The sequence below is a fragment of the Erythrobacter sp. S249 genome, assembly GCF_057364975.1.
The window spans coordinates 635538-652770 of sequence record NZ_CP200287.1 but is presented as its reverse complement, the minus strand read 5'-3'; the positions used below and the strand labels follow the sequence as shown (position 1 = coordinate 652770).

Annotated in this window: 16 protein-coding genes and 1 tRNA gene; 7 read left to right on the top strand and 10 right to left on the bottom strand. The window is 59.0% G+C overall.

What is annotated here, in order from left to right:
* Window positions 1-46 precede the first annotated feature (46 nt).
* A complete protein-coding gene (locus tag AC0V6V_RS03175; protein WP_486164012.1) occupies window positions 47-1021 on the top strand; it encodes a bile acid:sodium symporter family protein in 975 nt (324 codons plus the stop codon).
* Here the strand turns inward: AC0V6V_RS03175 and panB are convergent.
* Window positions 1018-1890, bottom strand: a complete 873-nt coding sequence (gene panB, locus AC0V6V_RS03170) for a 3-methyl-2-oxobutanoate hydroxymethyltransferase (RefSeq protein WP_486164011.1) — start codon at window positions 1888-1890, stop codon at window positions 1018-1020. The genes AC0V6V_RS03175 and panB overlap by 4 nt on opposite strands.
* Window positions 1891-2035: 145 nt before the next feature.
* Between panB and AC0V6V_RS03165 the strand changes: the two genes are divergently transcribed.
* The gene (locus tag AC0V6V_RS03165) at window positions 2036-3442 is read left to right on the top strand and encodes a sodium-dependent transporter (protein ID WP_486164010.1); all 1407 of its coding nucleotides are present in this window, start codon (window positions 2036-2038) and stop codon (window positions 3440-3442) included.
* Window positions 3443-3544: 102 nt separating this feature from the next.
* A complete protein-coding gene (locus tag AC0V6V_RS03160; protein WP_486164009.1) occupies window positions 3545-3868 on the top strand; it encodes a PilZ domain-containing protein in 324 nt (107 codons plus the stop codon).
* 89 nt (window positions 3869-3957) lie between these two features.
* Here the strand turns inward: AC0V6V_RS03160 and AC0V6V_RS03155 are convergent, their stop codons facing one another.
* The gene (locus AC0V6V_RS03155; RefSeq protein WP_486164008.1) at window positions 3958-4533 is read right to left on the bottom strand and encodes a phosphoribosyl-AMP cyclohydrolase; all 576 of its coding nucleotides are present in this window, start codon (window positions 4531-4533) and stop codon (window positions 3958-3960) included.
* A 293-nt stretch (window positions 4534-4826) separates the two neighbouring features.
* On the opposite strand from AC0V6V_RS03155, the gene AC0V6V_RS03150 reads away from it, so the two are divergent.
* From AC0V6V_RS03150 to AC0V6V_RS03140, 3 genes are all read left to right on the top strand, one after another.
* Window positions 4827-6071, top strand: coding sequence for a putative DNA modification/repair radical SAM protein (locus AC0V6V_RS03150; protein WP_486164007.1), 1245 nt, complete (start codon window positions 4827-4829; stop codon window positions 6069-6071).
* Entirely contained in the window at window positions 6068-7525 is a 1458-nt protein-coding gene (locus AC0V6V_RS03145; RefSeq protein ID WP_486164006.1) for a UdgX family uracil-DNA binding protein, read from the top strand. Before AC0V6V_RS03150 ends, AC0V6V_RS03145 begins: the two co-directional genes overlap by 4 nt.
* 88 nt (window positions 7526-7613) lie before the next feature.
* Window positions 7614-8354: an extensin-like domain-containing protein gene (locus AC0V6V_RS03140; RefSeq protein ID WP_486164005.1), complete on the top strand. Its 741-nt coding sequence runs from the start codon at window positions 7614-7616 to the stop codon at window positions 8352-8354.
* Here the strand turns inward: AC0V6V_RS03140 and phoB are convergent.
* The 8 genes from phoB to recJ all read right to left on the bottom strand — a co-directional run bounded on the left by phoB (window position 8351) and on the right by recJ (window position 16651).
* On the bottom strand, window positions 8351-9040 hold the full coding sequence (phoB, locus tag AC0V6V_RS03135; RefSeq protein ID WP_486138823.1) for a phosphate regulon transcriptional regulator PhoB: 690 nt from the start codon (window positions 9038-9040) through the stop codon (window positions 8351-8353). The genes AC0V6V_RS03140 and phoB overlap by 4 nt on opposite strands.
* Window positions 9041-9139: 99 nt before the next feature.
* Window positions 9140-9808: a phosphate signaling complex protein PhoU gene (phoU, locus tag AC0V6V_RS03130; protein WP_486164004.1), complete on the bottom strand. Its 669-nt coding sequence runs from the start codon at window positions 9806-9808 to the stop codon at window positions 9140-9142.
* Window positions 9809-10555: a phosphate ABC transporter ATP-binding protein PstB gene (pstB, locus tag AC0V6V_RS03125; RefSeq protein ID WP_472640893.1), complete on the bottom strand. Its 747-nt coding sequence runs from the start codon at window positions 10553-10555 to the stop codon at window positions 9809-9811.
* 38 nt (window positions 10556-10593) lie between these two features.
* Window positions 10594-11859 carry a phosphate ABC transporter permease PstA gene (gene pstA, locus AC0V6V_RS03120; RefSeq protein ID WP_486164003.1) on the bottom strand — a complete coding sequence of 422 codons (1266 nt, stop codon included), beginning with the start codon at window positions 11857-11859 and terminating at the stop codon, window positions 10594-10596.
* A complete protein-coding gene (gene pstC, locus AC0V6V_RS03115; protein ID WP_486164002.1) occupies window positions 11852-13237 on the bottom strand; it encodes a phosphate ABC transporter permease subunit PstC in 1386 nt (461 codons plus the stop codon). Before pstC ends, pstA begins: the two co-directional genes overlap by 8 nt.
* A 98-nt stretch (window positions 13238-13335) precedes the next feature.
* Complete coding sequence (locus AC0V6V_RS03110) at window positions 13336-14595, bottom strand: ATP-binding protein (RefSeq protein WP_486164001.1); 1260 nt, start codon at window positions 14593-14595, stop codon at window positions 13336-13338.
* A 98-nt stretch (window positions 14596-14693) separates the two neighbouring features.
* Window positions 14694-14768 (bottom strand) — tRNA-Glu (locus AC0V6V_RS03105).
* 95 nt (window positions 14769-14863) lie between these two features.
* Window positions 14864-16651 carry a single-stranded-DNA-specific exonuclease RecJ gene (gene recJ / locus AC0V6V_RS03100; protein ID WP_486164000.1) on the bottom strand — a complete coding sequence of 596 codons (1788 nt, stop codon included), beginning with the start codon at window positions 16649-16651 and terminating at the stop codon, window positions 14864-14866.
* An 82-nt stretch (window positions 16652-16733) separates the two neighbouring features.
* Here recJ and AC0V6V_RS03095 point away from each other — a divergent pair, with 82 nt between their 5' ends.
* On the top strand, window positions 16734-17222 hold the full coding sequence (locus tag AC0V6V_RS03095) for a flavodoxin family protein (RefSeq protein ID WP_486163999.1): 489 nt from the start codon (window positions 16734-16736) through the stop codon (window positions 17220-17222).
* Window positions 17223-17233 lie beyond the last annotated feature (11 nt).

Sequence of the window (17233 nt, the reverse complement as noted above, 5' to 3'; positions counted from 1 at the left end):
CGCACTCCTCTCGACAAAGGCCAAAGGGCCGGGCAGAGCGCGCGCGATGAAATCGCGACTATCCCTGTTGGCTGATCCGATGATTGCCGTGCTGATCTTGGCGACGGTTCTCGCCTTGATGCTTCCGGCGGCTGGAGAGCTGCGCGAGACCGCTCAGACGGTGTCGAACGCGGGTATTTTCGTGCTGTTCCTGGTCAATGGCATGCGGATAGCGCGCGGCGAAATCGCGCGGGGACTGGCCAATTGGCGCTTCTTCGGCCCGCTGTTCCTCTGGGTGTTTGGGGCGATGGCGCTTTCGGGCCTTGGCTTTTCACTGCTCGCGCAATTGGCCTTACCGCCACTGGTCGCGCTGGGTTTCCTTTATCTCGGCACTTTGCCATCCACCATCCAATCGGCGACTTCTTATACTAGCCTTGCAGGCGGCAATGTCGCTTTATCGGTGGTCGGCGCGGCGCTGATCAATATTGCCGGCGTCTTCCTCACCGCGCCATTGTTCGCGGCATTGGGAGGCGGCAGCGCAGCGGACATTGGCAGCGAGACGATTGTCCGCATCGGCCTGATCCTGATCCTGCCATTTATGATTGGTCAGGCGCTGCAGGGCTGGACAATCGGCTGGCTAAAAGAGCGCAAGGCCCATGTCGCCTGGCTCGACCGGATGGTGATCGGTGTTGCGGTTTATGTCGCCTTTTCGGGCGCGGTTGAGCAAGGACTGGCGACCATGTTCGGCTTTGCTGAATGGGCCGCATTACTTGGCTTGGTCATCGGGTTCTTGATCGTCGGCATGGGCGGGGCATGGCTCACCGGCGGGTTATTCCGCTACCCGCGGGCAGACCGGATCGCGTTCCTATTTGCCGGAGCGCAAAAGAGCGTCGCCATAGGCGCGCCGCTCGCCGCGATCCTATTCCCGCCCAATGCCGCTGGCTTCGTAATCGCGCCGCTATTGCTCTATCATTTGCTGCAACTGGTGTGGGCGGCACCCTTGGCCAGCATGCTCGCGAGCCGTCAGGAAAGCGCGACCTAGCTCTTCGGCTGGTACGTTTGCTCAGCGGTTGGGAAACTGCGCGCGCGCACTTCCTCGGCATAGGTTGCAACCGTCTTGTCGATCACTTCCGCAATGTTTTCATAACGCTTCACGAAGCGTGGCACGCGTTCAAACATGCCAAGCATGTCCTCGGTGACCAGCACTTGGCCATCGCATTGCGCCGAGGCTCCGATGCCGATCACTGGTATTTCTAGCGACTGGGTGAGCGAAATGGCGATCGGCTCAATCACACCCTCAACCACGATGGAGAAGGCGCCAGCCTCCTCCAGCGCCTTGCCATCAGCGATGATCTTCTCATGCTCGTGCTGACTGCGCCCGCGCGCAGCATATCCGCCCAGCACATTCACGGCCTGCGGGGTCAGGCCGACATGGCCCATCACCGGAATCCCGCGGTTGGAGAGGAAGGCGACCGTCTCCGCCATCGCTTCGCCGCCTTCAAGCTTTACAGCGGCGCATCCTGTTTCGGCCATGATCCGGCTGGCTGTGTCAAAGGCTTGCTCTTTTGATCCCTCGTAAGAGCCAAACGGCATATCGACCACGACAACGCTGTGATAGCTGCCGCGCACGACCGCTGCGCCGTGCGCGATCATCATTTCTGGCGTTACTGGCAGAGTGGAATCGAGCCCGTAGATCACTTGGCCCAGCGAATCTCCGACCAGCAGTAGATCGCAATGCGCATCCAGCAATTGCGCCTGACGAGCGGTGTACGCGGTGAGCATCACCAGCGGTTCTTTGGTTGTGCCGTCCTTCTTGTGGTCGCGAATGCGCGGCACAGTGAGGCGTTTCCTCGGCTTAGGCATGGGAGTGGCGCGGCTCGTGCTCGTATCAAGCTGAAATGTAGTCGACATGGCGCTAGTCTCTAGCCGCGCAATGCAAGCTTGGCAAAGCCCGCCGTGGAGCGTTTGTAAGAGGCGTTTACGCCGCCGCAATTTTCTTGCATGACTTGCGCAAGGCAATTTGCGCCGGATCGGCGCGCAAGAGGGTAATACATAAATGGTTACTTCTTCCGGTTCGAGCGCGCGTGAGGGTTGGTCCTCGCGCACAGCCTTTATTCTGGCCGCAGTGGGGTCGGCTGTTGGCCTCGGAAACATGTGGCGCTTCCCTGCTGAGGCGGGCGAGAATGGCGGCGGGGCCTTTGTTCTGTTCTACATTTTCTGTGTGCTTCTCATCGGTTTACCGGTGCTCCTGTCTGAAGTGCTGGTTGGCCGTCATGGTCAGGCGTCCGCGCCGGAAAGCGTACGCCGTGTTGCGGCGGATTCCGGCGCATCGAAGGGCTGGGGCATTCTTGGCTCGATGGGCGTGTTTGCCGCCTTCCTGATCCTCAGTTTCTACTGCGTCGTTGGCGGATGGGTGCTGTATTATATTGGCGTCTTTGCGAGCGATCTGGTGCAAACCGGCTTAACCGGAGGCGCTTTTGAAGGGCGCGCTGCGAGCGATATCGAAGGGCTGCTGCCCGGATTGTTCGGCAATGGCGGCCTGATGGTTGGGCTCAACCTCGGCTTTCTGGCGCTGACCCTGTTTTTCGTGGCGCGCGGTATTTCCAGCGGGATTGAGTGGGTGGCAGTGTATCTGATGCCGCTGTTTTTTGTACTGTTCCTGGCGATCACGATCTACGGCGCGTTCACCGGTGAGTTTAGCCAAGCGGTGAGCTATCTTTTCACCTTTGATTTCTCCAAATTGACCGGAGAAGTGATGCTAGCGGCGGTTGGCCAAGCGTTCTTCTCATTGTCACTCGGTGTAGCCGGGATGATGACTTACGGCGCCTATGCGAGCCGCGAGACGAACCTTGGCAAGACCTCAGGCATTATCGCCAGCGCGGATACGGCGGTTGCTTTGCTTGCTGGTCTGGCAATCTTTCCAATCGTGTTCGCCGCTGGCCTTTCCGCCAGCGCTGGGCCGGGACTGATGTTTGCATCACTGCCGGTCGCGTTTCAGCAGATGCCATTTGGTTCGCTGATCGGCCTATTGTTCTTCATCATGATCTTCTTTGCGGCGCTCACCAGCTCGGTGTCGCTGCTGGAGGCGCCGACTGCTTACACGCTTGAGAAATTCAAGCTGCCGCGTCCGGTTGCGACCGCCATTGTCGGTGTGGGCGCAGCGGTGCTGGGTATCCTCTCGGCATTGTCGTTCAATGAAATGGCTGATTTCCGGCCGCTGGCGTTCATTCCGATCTTTGCTGAGGCGAATTTCTTTGATGCGCTGGACGGTGTCACTGCGAAATTGTTCATGCCGATTGGCGCAATCCTGACCTGCATCTTTGTTGGCTGGATCGCGGATGCGCGGCTGATCGATGATGAGAACGGGCTGGACGGGCTGCTCCACCAAACCTGGCGCCTTCTCGTGCGCTTCGTGTGCCCGATTGTGCTGACCATCATTTTGGCGTTCGGCCTGTTTGGCTAGATGCTGGTGACTTTGAGGGGGAGGGCGGCCCGATCGGCTGCTCTTCCGCAGGGGCACGGTTATTATTCGTTTACCGTTTTCAGCTACGTCAGCAGCATGAACATGCACAGCATCCCTCGCACGGCCGACAGAAAGCCGCTTAGCCTGATGGTCAAAAGCCGCGTTCGTTCGCGCGTGGTGTTTGTTGATTTGATCGATATCTCCGAAGGTGGCTGCAAGATCAAAGCTAAGTCTGGCTTTGCTAGCATCGGCGACCGAGTGGTGATGAAGGTTGATGGTATCAACGCGCCAATGGGAACGATCGCTTGGGTTGAAGGCGAGTTCGCGGGTGTTGCCTTTGAAGGCCAGATGCATGCAGCGATCATTGATCACCTGTGCAAGCAGAACGGCGTAAGCCTTAGCGATTTCGATCCAAGCAAAAAGTAAGCGCGCGCTTCCAATTTCAGCATCGCTAAACGCAAAAAGGGCCGATGCCGCCAGGCACCGACCCCATTCAGCGTGTCAATCTTGAACGATTAGCTCGGATTGAAAGGCAGTGAGCTGTGGTGAAGAACGATCTTCAGCTCGCCATTCTCGTCTTTTTCATAGGCGAATGAATACTCGACCTTGGTCTCGTTTCCATCGGTGCCGGTGAAGAAGTAATTGCCCATGGCAACCGCCATGTCGCCATCTTCGTCGATCACTGTGCCGTTATTTTCCCAGCGCACTGCGGTGTAAGGAGCGATCGCGAAACCGCCATCTTCAGTGCCTTCGGTGCCTACGAAATAGCTCAGGGCTTCGTCAAAGGTTTCGCGGAACTGATCTTCAGCGGCCAAAGTTGGCTTGAACAGGATCGTTGCGTCATCGGCGTAAGCATAGTGGGTGTTGATGTGCTCTTCAGCGCGTGCGCGGAAATCGCCTTCTTCGGTGAAGGTCGCGCCGATGGCGACGATGCCTTCGCCCCATGCTTGCTGAGCGGCTTCTACTTCTGCTGCAGTGATTGGGTTGCTGTTGGAACCTTCGCCTGAATCAGTCGCAGTTGCCGTTTCACCGCAAGCTGCCAGAGTCAGAGCGCTTGCTCCGAGTACAGAAACACAAACAAACTTCTTCATTTCATACTCCCTTGCGGGGGACCGTGGCGCCCCCGTCATAGATGTGCGGTCGTGGCCGCATGTTACCGTCCGACATCACGAGCACGATTGCTCGCCAGAGGGGCCCGGACTTGTGCAAAATACTCACTGCGGCTGAGGAGGTTCCCGAATCGGAGCGCTTTTGTCTGATTTCTTTGATGTGCGGTGGATATCGAACCTCAGTGACACATCGCTACGTGTTCGAATTGCGGTTGCAAATTCCGCACTGTTACTGAGCTCAATTAGAACATATAAGGAACAAAAGGGATGTTCCGATGGCTCAAAAATCGCTCTTAGAAAAGCTCGAGATTCTCGCTGATGCGGCGAAATATGATGCCTCTTGCGCGTCTTCGGGGACGGCGAAAAAGAACTCGCTGGGCGGCAAAGGGATCGGATCGACCGAGGGAATGGGCATTTGCCACGCTTATGCGCCAGACGGCCGGTGCATTTCCTTGCTCAAAATATTGCTGACCAATCATTGCATTTTCGATTGCCACTACTGCATCAATCGTAAGAGCTCGAATGTGCGGCGTGCGCGCTTCACCCCGCAAGAAGTCGCGGACCTCACGCTCAATTTTTACCGGCGCAATTATATTGAGGGGCTGTTCCTCTCATCGGGCATTATCAAAAGCTCCAATTTCACGATGGAGCAGATGGTTGAGGCCGCCCGCATTCTGCGCGAGGAATATGATTTTCGTGGCTACATCCACTTAAAGACCATTCCAGAGGCGGATCCGGAGCTGGTGCGCCAGGCGGGGCTGTATGCTGACCGGGTCTCCATCAATGTCGAACTGCCAACGACCAGTGGTCTGACCCGCCTCGCGCCCGACAAAGACGAGCGGCAGATCGAAGGGGCGATTGCGAAGACGAAGGACGACATCATCGAGGCAAAGGATGCGCGCAAACGCTTTCGCCACGCACCGCGCTTTGCCCCGGCAGGGCAATCGACCCAGATGATCGTCGGTGCGGACCGGGCGTCTGATGCGGATATCGTTGGCAAAGCGAGCCGGCTTTACGATTCCTTTGGTCTGCGCCGGGTCTATTACAGCGCCTTTTCGCCCATTCCCGATGCGAGCGCGGTTTTGCCGTTGCAACGCCCGCCCTTGCTGCGTGAGCACCGGCTGTATCAATCTGATTGGCTGATGCGGTTTTATGGCTATGCGCCGGGCGAGGTGTGCGAGGCGACGGATGCGGATGGCAATCTGCCGCTCGATATTGATCCTAAGCTTGCCTGGGCGCTCAAATTTCGCGGGATATTCCCGGTGGATGTGAACTGCGCGGGCAAGGAGATGCTGCTGCGCGTGCCAGGGCTGGGGCCGACAGCGGTGCGGCGCATCATTGCTGCGCGGCGGCACCGGACCCTGCGGCTTGATGACGTGGCGCGGCTGACCCAATCGATCGCCAAGGTGCGCCCCTTTATCACCGCGCTTGATTGGCGTCCGACGACGCTGACGGACCGGGCCGATTTGCGCAGCCTTCTCGCGCCTAAGCAGGAACAGCTGGAGCTGTTTGCATCATGAGCAGGCAAGCTCTCTCAACACGGGCGTCTTCCATAGGCGCGCATTATGCTGTGCAATTGCCAGCGCCTGATGATTTTGCGTTTTGGCGGGATCAGGCGCGCGCTCTGGTCCAATGCGAAGTGCCGCCAGACAGAGTGTCTTGGATTGAGCCGGGCGGGACGGGCGATCTGTTTGCGCAAAGCGGCGCGTCCGGTCTGGCGAAACGTTTGCCCGTGCCAGATCGAGATTCCCGGCCTGCGCGGGCGAGCAAGCGGTTCCTCAGCCTGGCGCGCAATGCGGCGCTGCATTCCGATCCAGAACGCTTTGCGCTGCTTTACCGGCTGCTGTGGCGGCTCCAGAGCAATCCGCGCATGATGGAAGACAAGACCGACCTTGATGTGCGCCGGGTGGAGGAGCTCGATAAGTCGGTGCGCCGTGACAGTCATAAAATGCACGCCTTCGTCCGGTTTCGACAGGTTGAGGATGGTTCGGGCGGCGAGCACTATGTGGCCTGGTTTGAGCCTGATCATCATATCGTGCGCGCCAATGCGGGCTTTTTCATGCGGCGCTTTGCCAACATGAACTGGTCGATCCTGACCCCGCGCGGGTGCCTCCACTGGGATGGTGAGACTATGCGGGAAAGCGGCCCCGCGCAGCGCAGCGATGCGCCGGATGGCGATCCGGTGGAGGAGCTGTGGAAGTCGTATTACGCATCGATCTTCAATCCGGCGCGGCTGAAAGTCGGCGCGATGCTGTCCGAAATGCCGAAGAAATACTGGAAGAACATGCCAGAGGCCTCGCTCATTCCCGATCTGATCGCCGGGGCGCAGGCGCGCGAGGCGAGAATGGTGTCAGCCGGAACGCGCGAGGCGCGCGAACGCCCGGATAGCTTGGCTGAGCTGGCTGAAGCGGCCGGCAATTGCCGCGATTGCCCGATCGCCGATTGCGGCACGCACGCGGTTATGGGCGAGGGCGCACAGAGCGCGCCGTTGATGATCGTTGGCGAACAACCGGGTGATCAGGAGGATCTGGCGGGCAGACCGTTTGTGGGGCCAGCGGGCCAATTGCTGGATGCAGCTTTGGCGCAAGCCGGTATTGATCGCAGCGCAGCCTATGTCACCAATGCCGTGAAGCATTTCAAGTTCATCCAGCGGGGTAAGCGGCGCATTCATCAGACCCCGACAGCCAAAGAGATCGACACCTGCCGCTGGTGGTTGGAGAGCGAACGGGCAATCATTAAACCGAGCATCATACTGGCCCTGGGCGCATCGGCGGCGCGCGGATTGCTGGGCAAGACGGTGAGCCTGAAAGCTGCGCGCGGAGCTCCCATCATGCTCGAGGACAAGGCGGAGCTGTGGGTCACCGCGCATCCAGCCTATTTGCTGCGCTTGGATGGCGAAGCGCACGCAGAGCAAGCAGCTTTGTTTGCCGCAGACCTGGCTAAGGTCCAAGCTCGCCTGAATGCGCTTTCTTAGGCCGCTTGGGTAAACTCCAAACGTCACGGGCCATCCGCGTAACCATCGGATATTGCCGAAGTCGCGCGACTTCTACTAAGGCCTTGATATGCCTCATAAGCGCAAACCAACCAAAATCAGTCGCCGGATCGGGCAATTTCGCAAAGAACGGCGTTTCATTCTATTCGCGATCATCGCGACCGTGTTGTTCGCAGGATGGAGCTGGTTGAAGGCGCATCCAGAGCATGATCCCGCCGCACCGCTTGACCTGCGTCATCCGATTGGCTGGGCAACGGCGGGTAAGCTGGCGGCGCTGAAAGACGATGTGCCGCAATGCCGCGCCGTGCTGGAGCGGAGTGCGGTCGCCTTTGATGCGCTGGCGGCGACGGGTGAGGGTGCTTGTGCCCGCCCCGATCGCACACAGCTGAGCGCTTTTCCGCTTGCTCCCGATACGCCGGCAGTCACTTGCCCCGTGGCCACCGGTTTGGAGATGTGGCGCGCGCGCAGTGTAGAGCCCGCTGCGCTCGAGATTTTAGGCAGCGAGATTGCCGCAATCGAGCATTTGGGAGCATTCAATTGCCGGCGGATGCGCGGCGGCAGTTCAAACGCCTGGAGCGAACATGCAACCGCCAATGCGATTGATATTGCGGGATTTACTCTGACGGATGGCCGAACAATCAGCGTCCTTCGCGATTGGCCAGAAGATAGCGATGAAGCGCGTTTTCTGCGCGAGGTCCGCGATGGCGCATGCGGGGTTTTCGCGACCGTTCTATCGCCAGATTACAACGCTGCCCATGCAGACCATTTCCATTTTGACCAAGCCTCGCGCTGGTCGGGCGTGTGCCGCTAAACCGCTTCCATCGCATAGCCGGCGGAGCGGACTGTGCGAATCGGATCTTTCGCGCCCTCGACCTCGATGGCTTTGCGCAATCGGCGAATGTGCACATCGACCGTGCGCAGCTCGATATCTGAGCCCGTACCCCAGACACCGTCGAGCAATTGGCCGCGGCTGAACACGCGGCCTGGACTTTCCATAAAGAACTTTAGCAAGCGGTATTCGGTTGGGCCAAGTTGCAGCGACTTGCCGCCGCGCATCACCTTATGCGCCACCGGATCGAGCAGGATATCGCCGACCTCGACAGTCTCGCCGGCCAAGGCAGGGCGAATGCGGCGCATTACTGCGGCCACCCGGGCGAGCAATTCACGCGGGCTGAACGGCTTGGTCAAATAATCGTCTGCGCCTGTATCGAGGCCGCGAACGCGGTCGTCCTCAGCCTCTCGGGCGGTCAGCATGATGATTGGGACATGCGCGGTCTGCTTGTCGCGGCGCAGCCTGCGGCAAACCTCAATCCCACTGGTGCCCTCAATCATCCAGTCGAGGATCACGAGATCAGGAACATCCTCGCTCGCCAGCATTAATGCTTCGTCGCCATCGCTGGTTGAGCGGACGTCATAGCCTTCGTTCTGAAAACGATACTCGAGCAGCTCCGACAGAGCCGGATCGTCTTCGACCAATAGCAGTTTGGTAGCGGACATGTCTGAGAACCCTCCCGTTCCCAAGGATGCGATAGAGCGTTTTATCTGTCACTTTCACTACAACTTCGCGTCATTTGTGAAAGTAATGTCAGCTTGCGCCTACTGGTCGTCGTCCGGCGGATATTCGCCGGTCGCGGCGTAATGCACCATCTCAGCAACATTGGTCGCGTGATCCCCGATCCTCTCCAGATTGCGGGCCACAAACAGCAGCTGGGCTGCGCTTGAAATGGTCGCAGGGTTCTCCACCATGTGACTCACTAGGTTGCGGAAAATGCTGTTGTAAAAGGCATCGACCTTAGCGTCAGTCGCGATCACTTCGCGGGCCAGATCTGGGTCGCGCGCCGCGTAAGCCGTTAGCACATCGTGTACCATTTCGCTCGCCACTTCGCCCATGGCAGGCAACAGGGTAAGCGGTTCGAACCGGTCTTTGCCGTCAATCTCGCCCACGCGCTTGGCGATGTTTTTCGAATAGTCGCCAATGCGTTCCACCACGCCGGCGATTTTCAGTGCCGCGATCACTTCGCGCAAATCATCCGCCATCGGTGCGCGCAGGGCAATGATCCGCACCGAGAGCTTGTCGACTTCGGCTTCTAGCGCGTCGATCTTCTTGTCGTTCTTGACGACTTTCTTGGCGAGCTCTTGGTTGCCGCGCACCAGAGCATCGAGCGCGCCCTGAATGGCAACTTCCGCAAGACCGCCCATCTCGGCGATCAGACCGCGAAGCCGGGTGATGTCCTCGTCAAAGGCTTTGACTGTATGTTCTGCCATTTAACCGTACCGTCCCGTGATGTAGTCTTGGGTGCGCTTTTCTATTGGGTTGGTGAAAATATCGGAAGTCGGCCCGTATTCGACCATTTTGCCCAGGTGGAAAAAGGCGGTGCGCTGAGAAACGCGCGCGGCCTGCTGCATGGAGTGGGTGACGATCACGATCGCATAGCGACCGGATAGTTCGTCGATCAATTCTTCGATTTTGGCCGTCGCGATCGGGTCGAGCGCAGAGCACGGCTCGTCCATCAGGATGACCTCTGGATCAACCGCAATGGCGCGCGCGATGCACAGGCGCTGCTGCTGACCGCCGGAAAGGGCTGTGCCCGATTCGTCGAGCCGGTCCTTTACCTCGTCCCACAAACCAGCGCGGGTGAGGGACTTTTCGACCACTTCGTCAATGTCTGGTTTCTTTTCCGCCAGCCCGTGAATTTTCGGGCCGTAAGCGATGTTTTCGTAAATCGACTTTGGAAAAGGATTTGGTTTCTGGAATACCATGCCGACGCGCGCGCGCAGCTGAACCACGTCCATCGCATTGCCATGAATGTCTTCGTCTTCCAGCTCAATTGTGCCAGTGACGCGCGCAACCGGAATCGTATCATTCATGCGGTTGAAGCAGCGCAAGAAGGTCGATTTGCCGCAACCAGACGGCCCGATAAAGGCCGTGACATAGTCCGGTGAAATGTCGATCGACACCTCATCAATGGCTTTCTTTTCGCCATAATAGACCGACACATCACGCGCGCGCATCTTTGCGTTCGTGTCTACCAATTTCTCGTGAATGACAGTCACCAGGTCTTCTCGAATTTGTTGCGGAGGTAAATGGCGAGGCCGTTCATCAACAGGAGGAACAGCAGAAGCACGATGATAGCCGCACTTGTCCGTTCGACAAAGCCGCGGTCGATTTCATCGGACCAGAGGAAGATTTGCACCGGCAAGACGGTCGCTGGAGAGGTGAAGCCATCGGGCGGCGTCGCCACAAAGGCGCGCATCCCGATCATCAACAGCGGCGCTGTTTCGCCAAGCGCGCGTGCCATGCCGATGATCGTACCGGTTAGCATGCCCGGTAGGGCCAGAGGCAGCACGTGATGGAACACTACCTGAACAGGCGAGGCACCGACAGCGAGCGCACCGTCACGGATCGACGGCGGCACCGCCTTAATTGCATTGCGGCCCGAAATGACGATTACTGGCATGGTCATCAGCGCCAAGGTCATACCGCCGATCAGCGGCGCAGATCTCAGGTTCGGAAATAAGGTCAGGAACACGGCTAGCCCGAGCAAGCCAAAGATGATCGATGGCACGGCCGCGAGGTTGTTGATCGAAACCTCGATAATGTCGGTCCAACGGTTCTTCGGCGCATATTCCTCTAGGTAGAGGGCAGCGAGCACGCCAATGGGAAACGCCAGCAGCAGCGTGATCGTCATCGTTAGGATTGAGCCCTTTAGCGCGCCCCAAATGCCCACCTGCTGCGGGCTGGTCGCATCGCTGCGGGTCATGAACCCGGCGTCCCAATTCTTCGATAGCTTGCCGTCGCTCACCAGCTGCTGTGCGAGCGCCTGCATTTCGGCAGAGCCTTCACCCGATAAGCCCGATGCTAGGTCGGATGATGCGGGCAGATTGAACGTGTTAGAACCGCGGATCAGTGAAGGGTTGCTGATCAGATCACTGGCGACATCGCGCCAGGCCTCATCGCTAATCTCCGCTGCACCGGCTTCGCCAAGCTCGCGCTCAGCGTAGAATTCAACCACGGCGCGCAGGCCCTGCGTTTCGAGCGACTGGAGCGCTCCAGGTGAGCTGAGCGATTGCGCATCCCCCGTCAGACCTGCCTCGGCAAAGTCAATCGGCACGGCCAGCTCTGCACGCTGAAACCCACCAATCCCATTCATCAGCATATTGCCGAGCAGGAAAATCAGCACCGCAACGGAGAATACGATCGCACCCAGCCCAAGCGCGCGAAAACGCCGCTCGGAGCGGTATCGCTGCTCAATCCGCTTGGCGAATTCCGGTGTGCGGGTTGGATGCACTAGTTCTGGATTGGCGGTATCAGTCATAGGCCTCTCGGAAGCGTTTGACGACGCGAAGAGCGATAAAGTTGAGCGCCAGCGTGACCATGAATAGAACAAAGCCTAGCGCGAAGGCGCTGAGCGTGGCCGGGTGATCGAAGCTGCCTTCGCCGGTCAACATCTTGACGATTTGAACGGTAACGGTGGTCATTCGCTCGAGCGGATTGACCGTCAAGTTGGCTGCAGTTGAGGCGGCCATCACCACAATCATTGTCTCACCAATCGCGCGGCTTACGGCTAGCATCACGCCCGCGACAATACCTGGCAGCGCGGCGGGAAACAGAACGCGGCGGATGGTCTCTGATTGGGTTGCTCCCATCGCGAGGCTGCCATCGCGCATGGCGCTGGGCACGGCAGCTATCGAGTCGTCGGCCATGGACGAAACGAACGGGATGATCATCACGCCCATGACGACGCCAGCGGCCAGCGCACTTTCTGTAGAGGCACCGGAAATACCCACTGCGACGGCCATGTCTCGGATAGCCGGGGCGACTGTGAGCGCAGCGAAATAACCATAGACGACCGTCGGGACGCCGGCGAGAATCTCAAGCGCAGGCTTCACCCAGGCGCGCAGTTTGGGGTTGGCATATTGGGTCAGGTAAATCGCGCTCATCAGGCCCAGCGGGATCGCGACAATCATCGCGATGATCGCGCCTATAAAGATCGTGCCCCAGAACAGCGGTATCGCGCCGTAGCGCGTCCCATCAGCCGCCTCAGGGTTGCTCATCGGGTCCGGGCCCCAGAACGAGCCGAACAGGAAGTCGACCGGCGAGACCATGCCAAAGAAACGCACCGTCTCGAACACGAGGCTCGCAAAAATGCCGAATGTCGTCAGGATCGCGACCAGTGAGGCGAGCAGCAGCACGATCATCACCGTGCGCTCTACCCGAGTGCGGGCGCGGAAATCTGGTTTCACCCGCAGGAATGCAAAAGCGCCGCCGGCAAAGGCGATCATCACTGTGACGACCAGCCCGATCAGATTGTAATGCGAGATCGCCTCGCGGAATGGCTCGATCAGAGCCTCCGCATCAGAATTGAACACGCCTTGCGCGCTGCCCGTGGCAACGGCGCGGGCCTCTGACAGGATCGAATCGCGTTGGAAACCGAAGGAAGGTAGGCCTTCCGCACCAGGCGATGCCAGCACGGTCTGCATTACCAGCTGCGGGGCTAGGAACGACCACAGCGCAATGAATGCCAGCACAGGCAGGACAACCCAAACGGCAACATACCAAGCGTGATAGGTTGGGCGCGCCACCAGGCGCACATTGGCGTCAGACTTTTGGAAGCTCCACGCCTTCGCACGGCCTGCTAGCCATCCGGCAAGGCCGAGACCAATAGCAATCAGGATAAGCGTAATCGGCGACATGTGTTAGCCCTGTTTACCCCTGAGAATCGCTACAGGATCAGCATCAATTTGAGTGCCTGCGCCCGCGATGTTGAAGAAATAAGACAAATTCGTGACAACTAATTGGAGGGATCGGACTGGTTTGCTGAGCGCCCCTTGATATCGCTGTCTTTTGTGCCCTGCTGCGGTTGATCATTTTCTTGTGTTTCGAGCGGGATTCGCACGATCACCTGAGTGCCTTGACCCAATTCGCTCTCAATTTCGAGCCTGCCGCGATGACGCTCCACAATATGTTTTACAATCGCGAGGCCCAATCCGGTTCCGCCGGAGGCCCGGCTGCGTCCTGGATCGGTGCGGTAAAAGCGGCGGGTTAGGTGCGGCAAATGTTCGGGCGGAATGCCTTCACCTGTGTTGGTGACAGTCAGCCGGGCCTGCTGCATGTCCTTAGAACGAATAAGGTCGACGGCAACTGGTCCATCCTCTGCGCCATATTTCATCGCATTATCAACGAGGTTGCGAACCAATTGCTCCAATTGCTGCATGTCACCGCGAATATGCACCGTCTCAAATTTGCCGAGTTGTAGCCGTTCGAGACGTTCAGCGCCTGCTGCATCGCGCGCCGCGCGGGCCACGATTGGTGCAAGCTCGAGCAATTCGCTTGGCTTATCGTGCTTTTCGGCCTCGATCCGTGATAGCGACATCAAATCGGATACCAATGCCTGCATGCGATTGGCCTCGCGCTGGATAGTGCCGAGAAACTTTTGTGGGATCGGCGAATCGAGCGTCTCTTTGCCGTCGCTGAGCGTTTCGGCATAGCCAATGATGCCTGCCAGCGGCGTACGCAGTTCGTGACTGGCATTGGCGACAAAGTCGGTGTGCGCCCGGCTAATGTCCGCCTCGGCGGTTTTGTTGATGAGCTCGATCACCGCAAGTTTTTCGTCGATCGCTTGACGGTTGATCTGCCAGATGTCGCGCCGCTGCACGAGTCCGCGCACGACCGCGCGTCCGTTGCGCCCCTTTGACAGCAGCGAGATCGCCTTTGGCTGGCGAAAGGCCATGCGCGCGTCCTGCCCTACAATATGCTGGCCCAGCATTTTGCGCGCGGTGCGATTGGCGATGGCGATTGTGTTGTCTTCTGTAACAAGAAGCGGCGTTGACGAGTTCTCAATCAGATTGCGCATCGCATCCCGCGTAATCGGCGCCTCAGTCTTCGTGTTCGGCGGATCGGGCGCGCTTGAGGTGGCGAGCACCAAAGACCCGAGCCACAAAAGCAAAGCCGCGCAGGCAACGATCAGGTCTACGCCGAGCAGCAGCAATGCGACAAACGTCACCAGCGCCAAAAGCGCGCTAACCGGAGGGATTGAGTGTTGGCTGCCCATCGCAATTTCGCCTGTAACCCCAAGCGACTAGCGTGGGAAGGGCACAGCAGCATTTGCGCCGAAAATCGGCGTTTAAAAACTTTGGTTCTGTAAGGAGGTGGTGACCCCTACGGGAATCGAACCCGTGTTTCAGCCGTGAAAGGGCCGCGTCCTAACCGCTAGACGAAGGGGCCACACTTGTGTGCGAGGCCGCGCATCTAGTGGGGTAGTGGTTGGCGGTCAAGCCTGTAATCGAAGAACTTTGGCGTTTCTTGGCGGTTTCTTGCAATCAATCGGCAAAGGCGGCGTCTTCGAGGTGCAATTCTGCCGCAGGGCGCGGCCCCCAATCGTCGATCTTTGCGCGCCCGGCGAGATGGAAACGGCGCCCCTTGGATCGGTGAATTAGGGTCTGCGCCATTTCGGTTTCCGCCGCGCGAAAGGCGATGGCTTTAAACGACTTACCATCTTCGCCTGCCGCAATCAGGCGCAGGTGATCCTTGCCAACAATATCGGCCTTTATGATGCGCACTGGCCCGACAGCCAAGCGCGGGGCAGGCCAGCCGACCCCATAGGGACCCGCCGCCTCTAGCGTCTCTACCAGCTCTGGCGTCAATCCGCCGGGCGCAACCGACAGGTCAAGCTGCATGCGCTGGCCGAGGCGTGCGCGCTCAATATCCTTGGCGAGGCGAGTGTCGACGAATTCTGCGAATGCGGCGAGTTTGTCATTCTCGATTGTGAGACCCGCCGCCATGGCATGTCCGCCGCCCGCGACCAGCAGGCCTTCCTCTCGTGCGGCAATGATCGCCGCGCCCAGATCAACGCCGCTGATGGAGCGGCCAGAGCCTTTGCCTTGGCCCTCGGTTTCGTCGCGGGCGATGACGATGGCGGGGCGGCCGGTCTTTTCCTTTATGCGCCCAGCAACGATGCCAATCACGCCCGGATGCCAGCCGTCGCCGGAAAGCACGTGGACCGCATGGTTGTGCTGCCCCTCAAGCTGCCGCTCGGCCTCTTCCTGGACTTCGGCCTCAATAGCGCGGCGCTCTTCATTGAGCTGACTTAGCTGTTCCGCGATGGCGCGCGCTTCCTCTGGATCACGCGTCGTCAGCAGCTTCACGCCCAGCGTCGATTCGCCAATCCGCCCGCCCGCATTGATCCGCGGGCCAAGGGCAAAGCCTAGGTCGCTTGCTTGCGGTGCGCGTTTGAGACGGCTCGCGTCCATGAGCGCCGCCATGCCAATCCGCTCGCGGCGCGCGAGAATTTTCAGCCCCTGCGCAACGAAAGCGCGGTTGAGACCGTGCAGCGCGGCGACATCGGCCACAGTGCCTAGCGCGACCAGATCAAGCAGCGCCATGAGGTCAGGTTCTTTGCGGTCTTTGAAATAACCCTCGCTGCGCAGGTTTCTAACCAATGCAATCGCAAGCAGGAAGGCGACCCCGACAGCGGCCAAATGACCATGCGCGGCGGCAAGGTCGTTTTCATCTAGCCTGTTTGGGTTCACCAGAGCGGTGGTGGGCGGCAATTCGGCGCCGCATTTGTGATGATCGACGACGATCACATCCACGCCTTCATCGCGGGCCATGCCCAGCGCTTCGTACGCCATCGCGCCGCAATCGACGGTAACGATCAGGCTTGATCCCGAACGCGCGAGCTTGACTAAGGCTTCACCGCTAGGGCCGTAACCCTCTAGTAAGCGGTCCGGAATGTAATATCCGGCCTCCACATCGAGATCGCGCAGCAGCTGAACCAGCAAGGCAGAACTGGTCGCGCCATCGACGTCATAATCGCCGTAAATTGTGATTTGCTCGCCGCTAAGCACAGCTTTGGCGATCCGCGAGGCTGCGCTCTCCATGTCGTTAAACTCGGATGGATCCGGCAGAAAATCGCGCATGGTGGGTTTTGCGTGGCGAGCCACATCCTCGCGCGCGACGCCCCGGGTCAGCAACAATTGGGTGAGGATATCATTCGTTAGTGTATTGGCCTCAGCGCCCAGCTCCATATTGCCGCCGCGCCATTGCCAGGCACGCTCTGACAGAGAAGACGCGACGCCTAAGACGTGAGAGATTGTGGGAGATGCCATGCTGTGAAGCTTAGCCCATTGTTTCGCCGCGTGACAGCGCCGCTGATTGACAATCGACAGCCCGCTCGCTTGTGATGGTTGAATGGAAAACAACGCTTCGCTTCTCATCGTCTGGCACAGCCGCACGGGGGCCAGCGAAGCCATGGCAAAAGCGGCGGCTGATGGGGCGGGCGAGGGCGGTGTGCTCTTAAGGGCGCAGGATGTAACGAGCGCGGACTTGCTTTCAGCAGGCGGCTACATCTTTGCCTGTCCGGAAAATCTCGCGACGATGAGCGGAGCGATGAAAGAGATGTTTGACGCAAATTACTACGATGTGCTCGGACGTATAGAAGGTAGGCCATATGCCAGCATCATTGCCGCTGGATCGGACGGGGAAGGGGCGCAGAGGCAATTGGACCGGATTGTCACTGGCTGGCGCCTCAAAAGAGTAGCTGATCCGATGATCGTCAACTTCGCTGCGCAGACCCCGCCAGAAATTGCTGCAGTGAAACAAGTGCCAGCGGAAGCGCTGGAGCAATCGCGCGCTTTGGGCCAGGCAATGTCCGAAGGTTTGCGGTTGGGAGTTTTTTGATCGCCTGCATG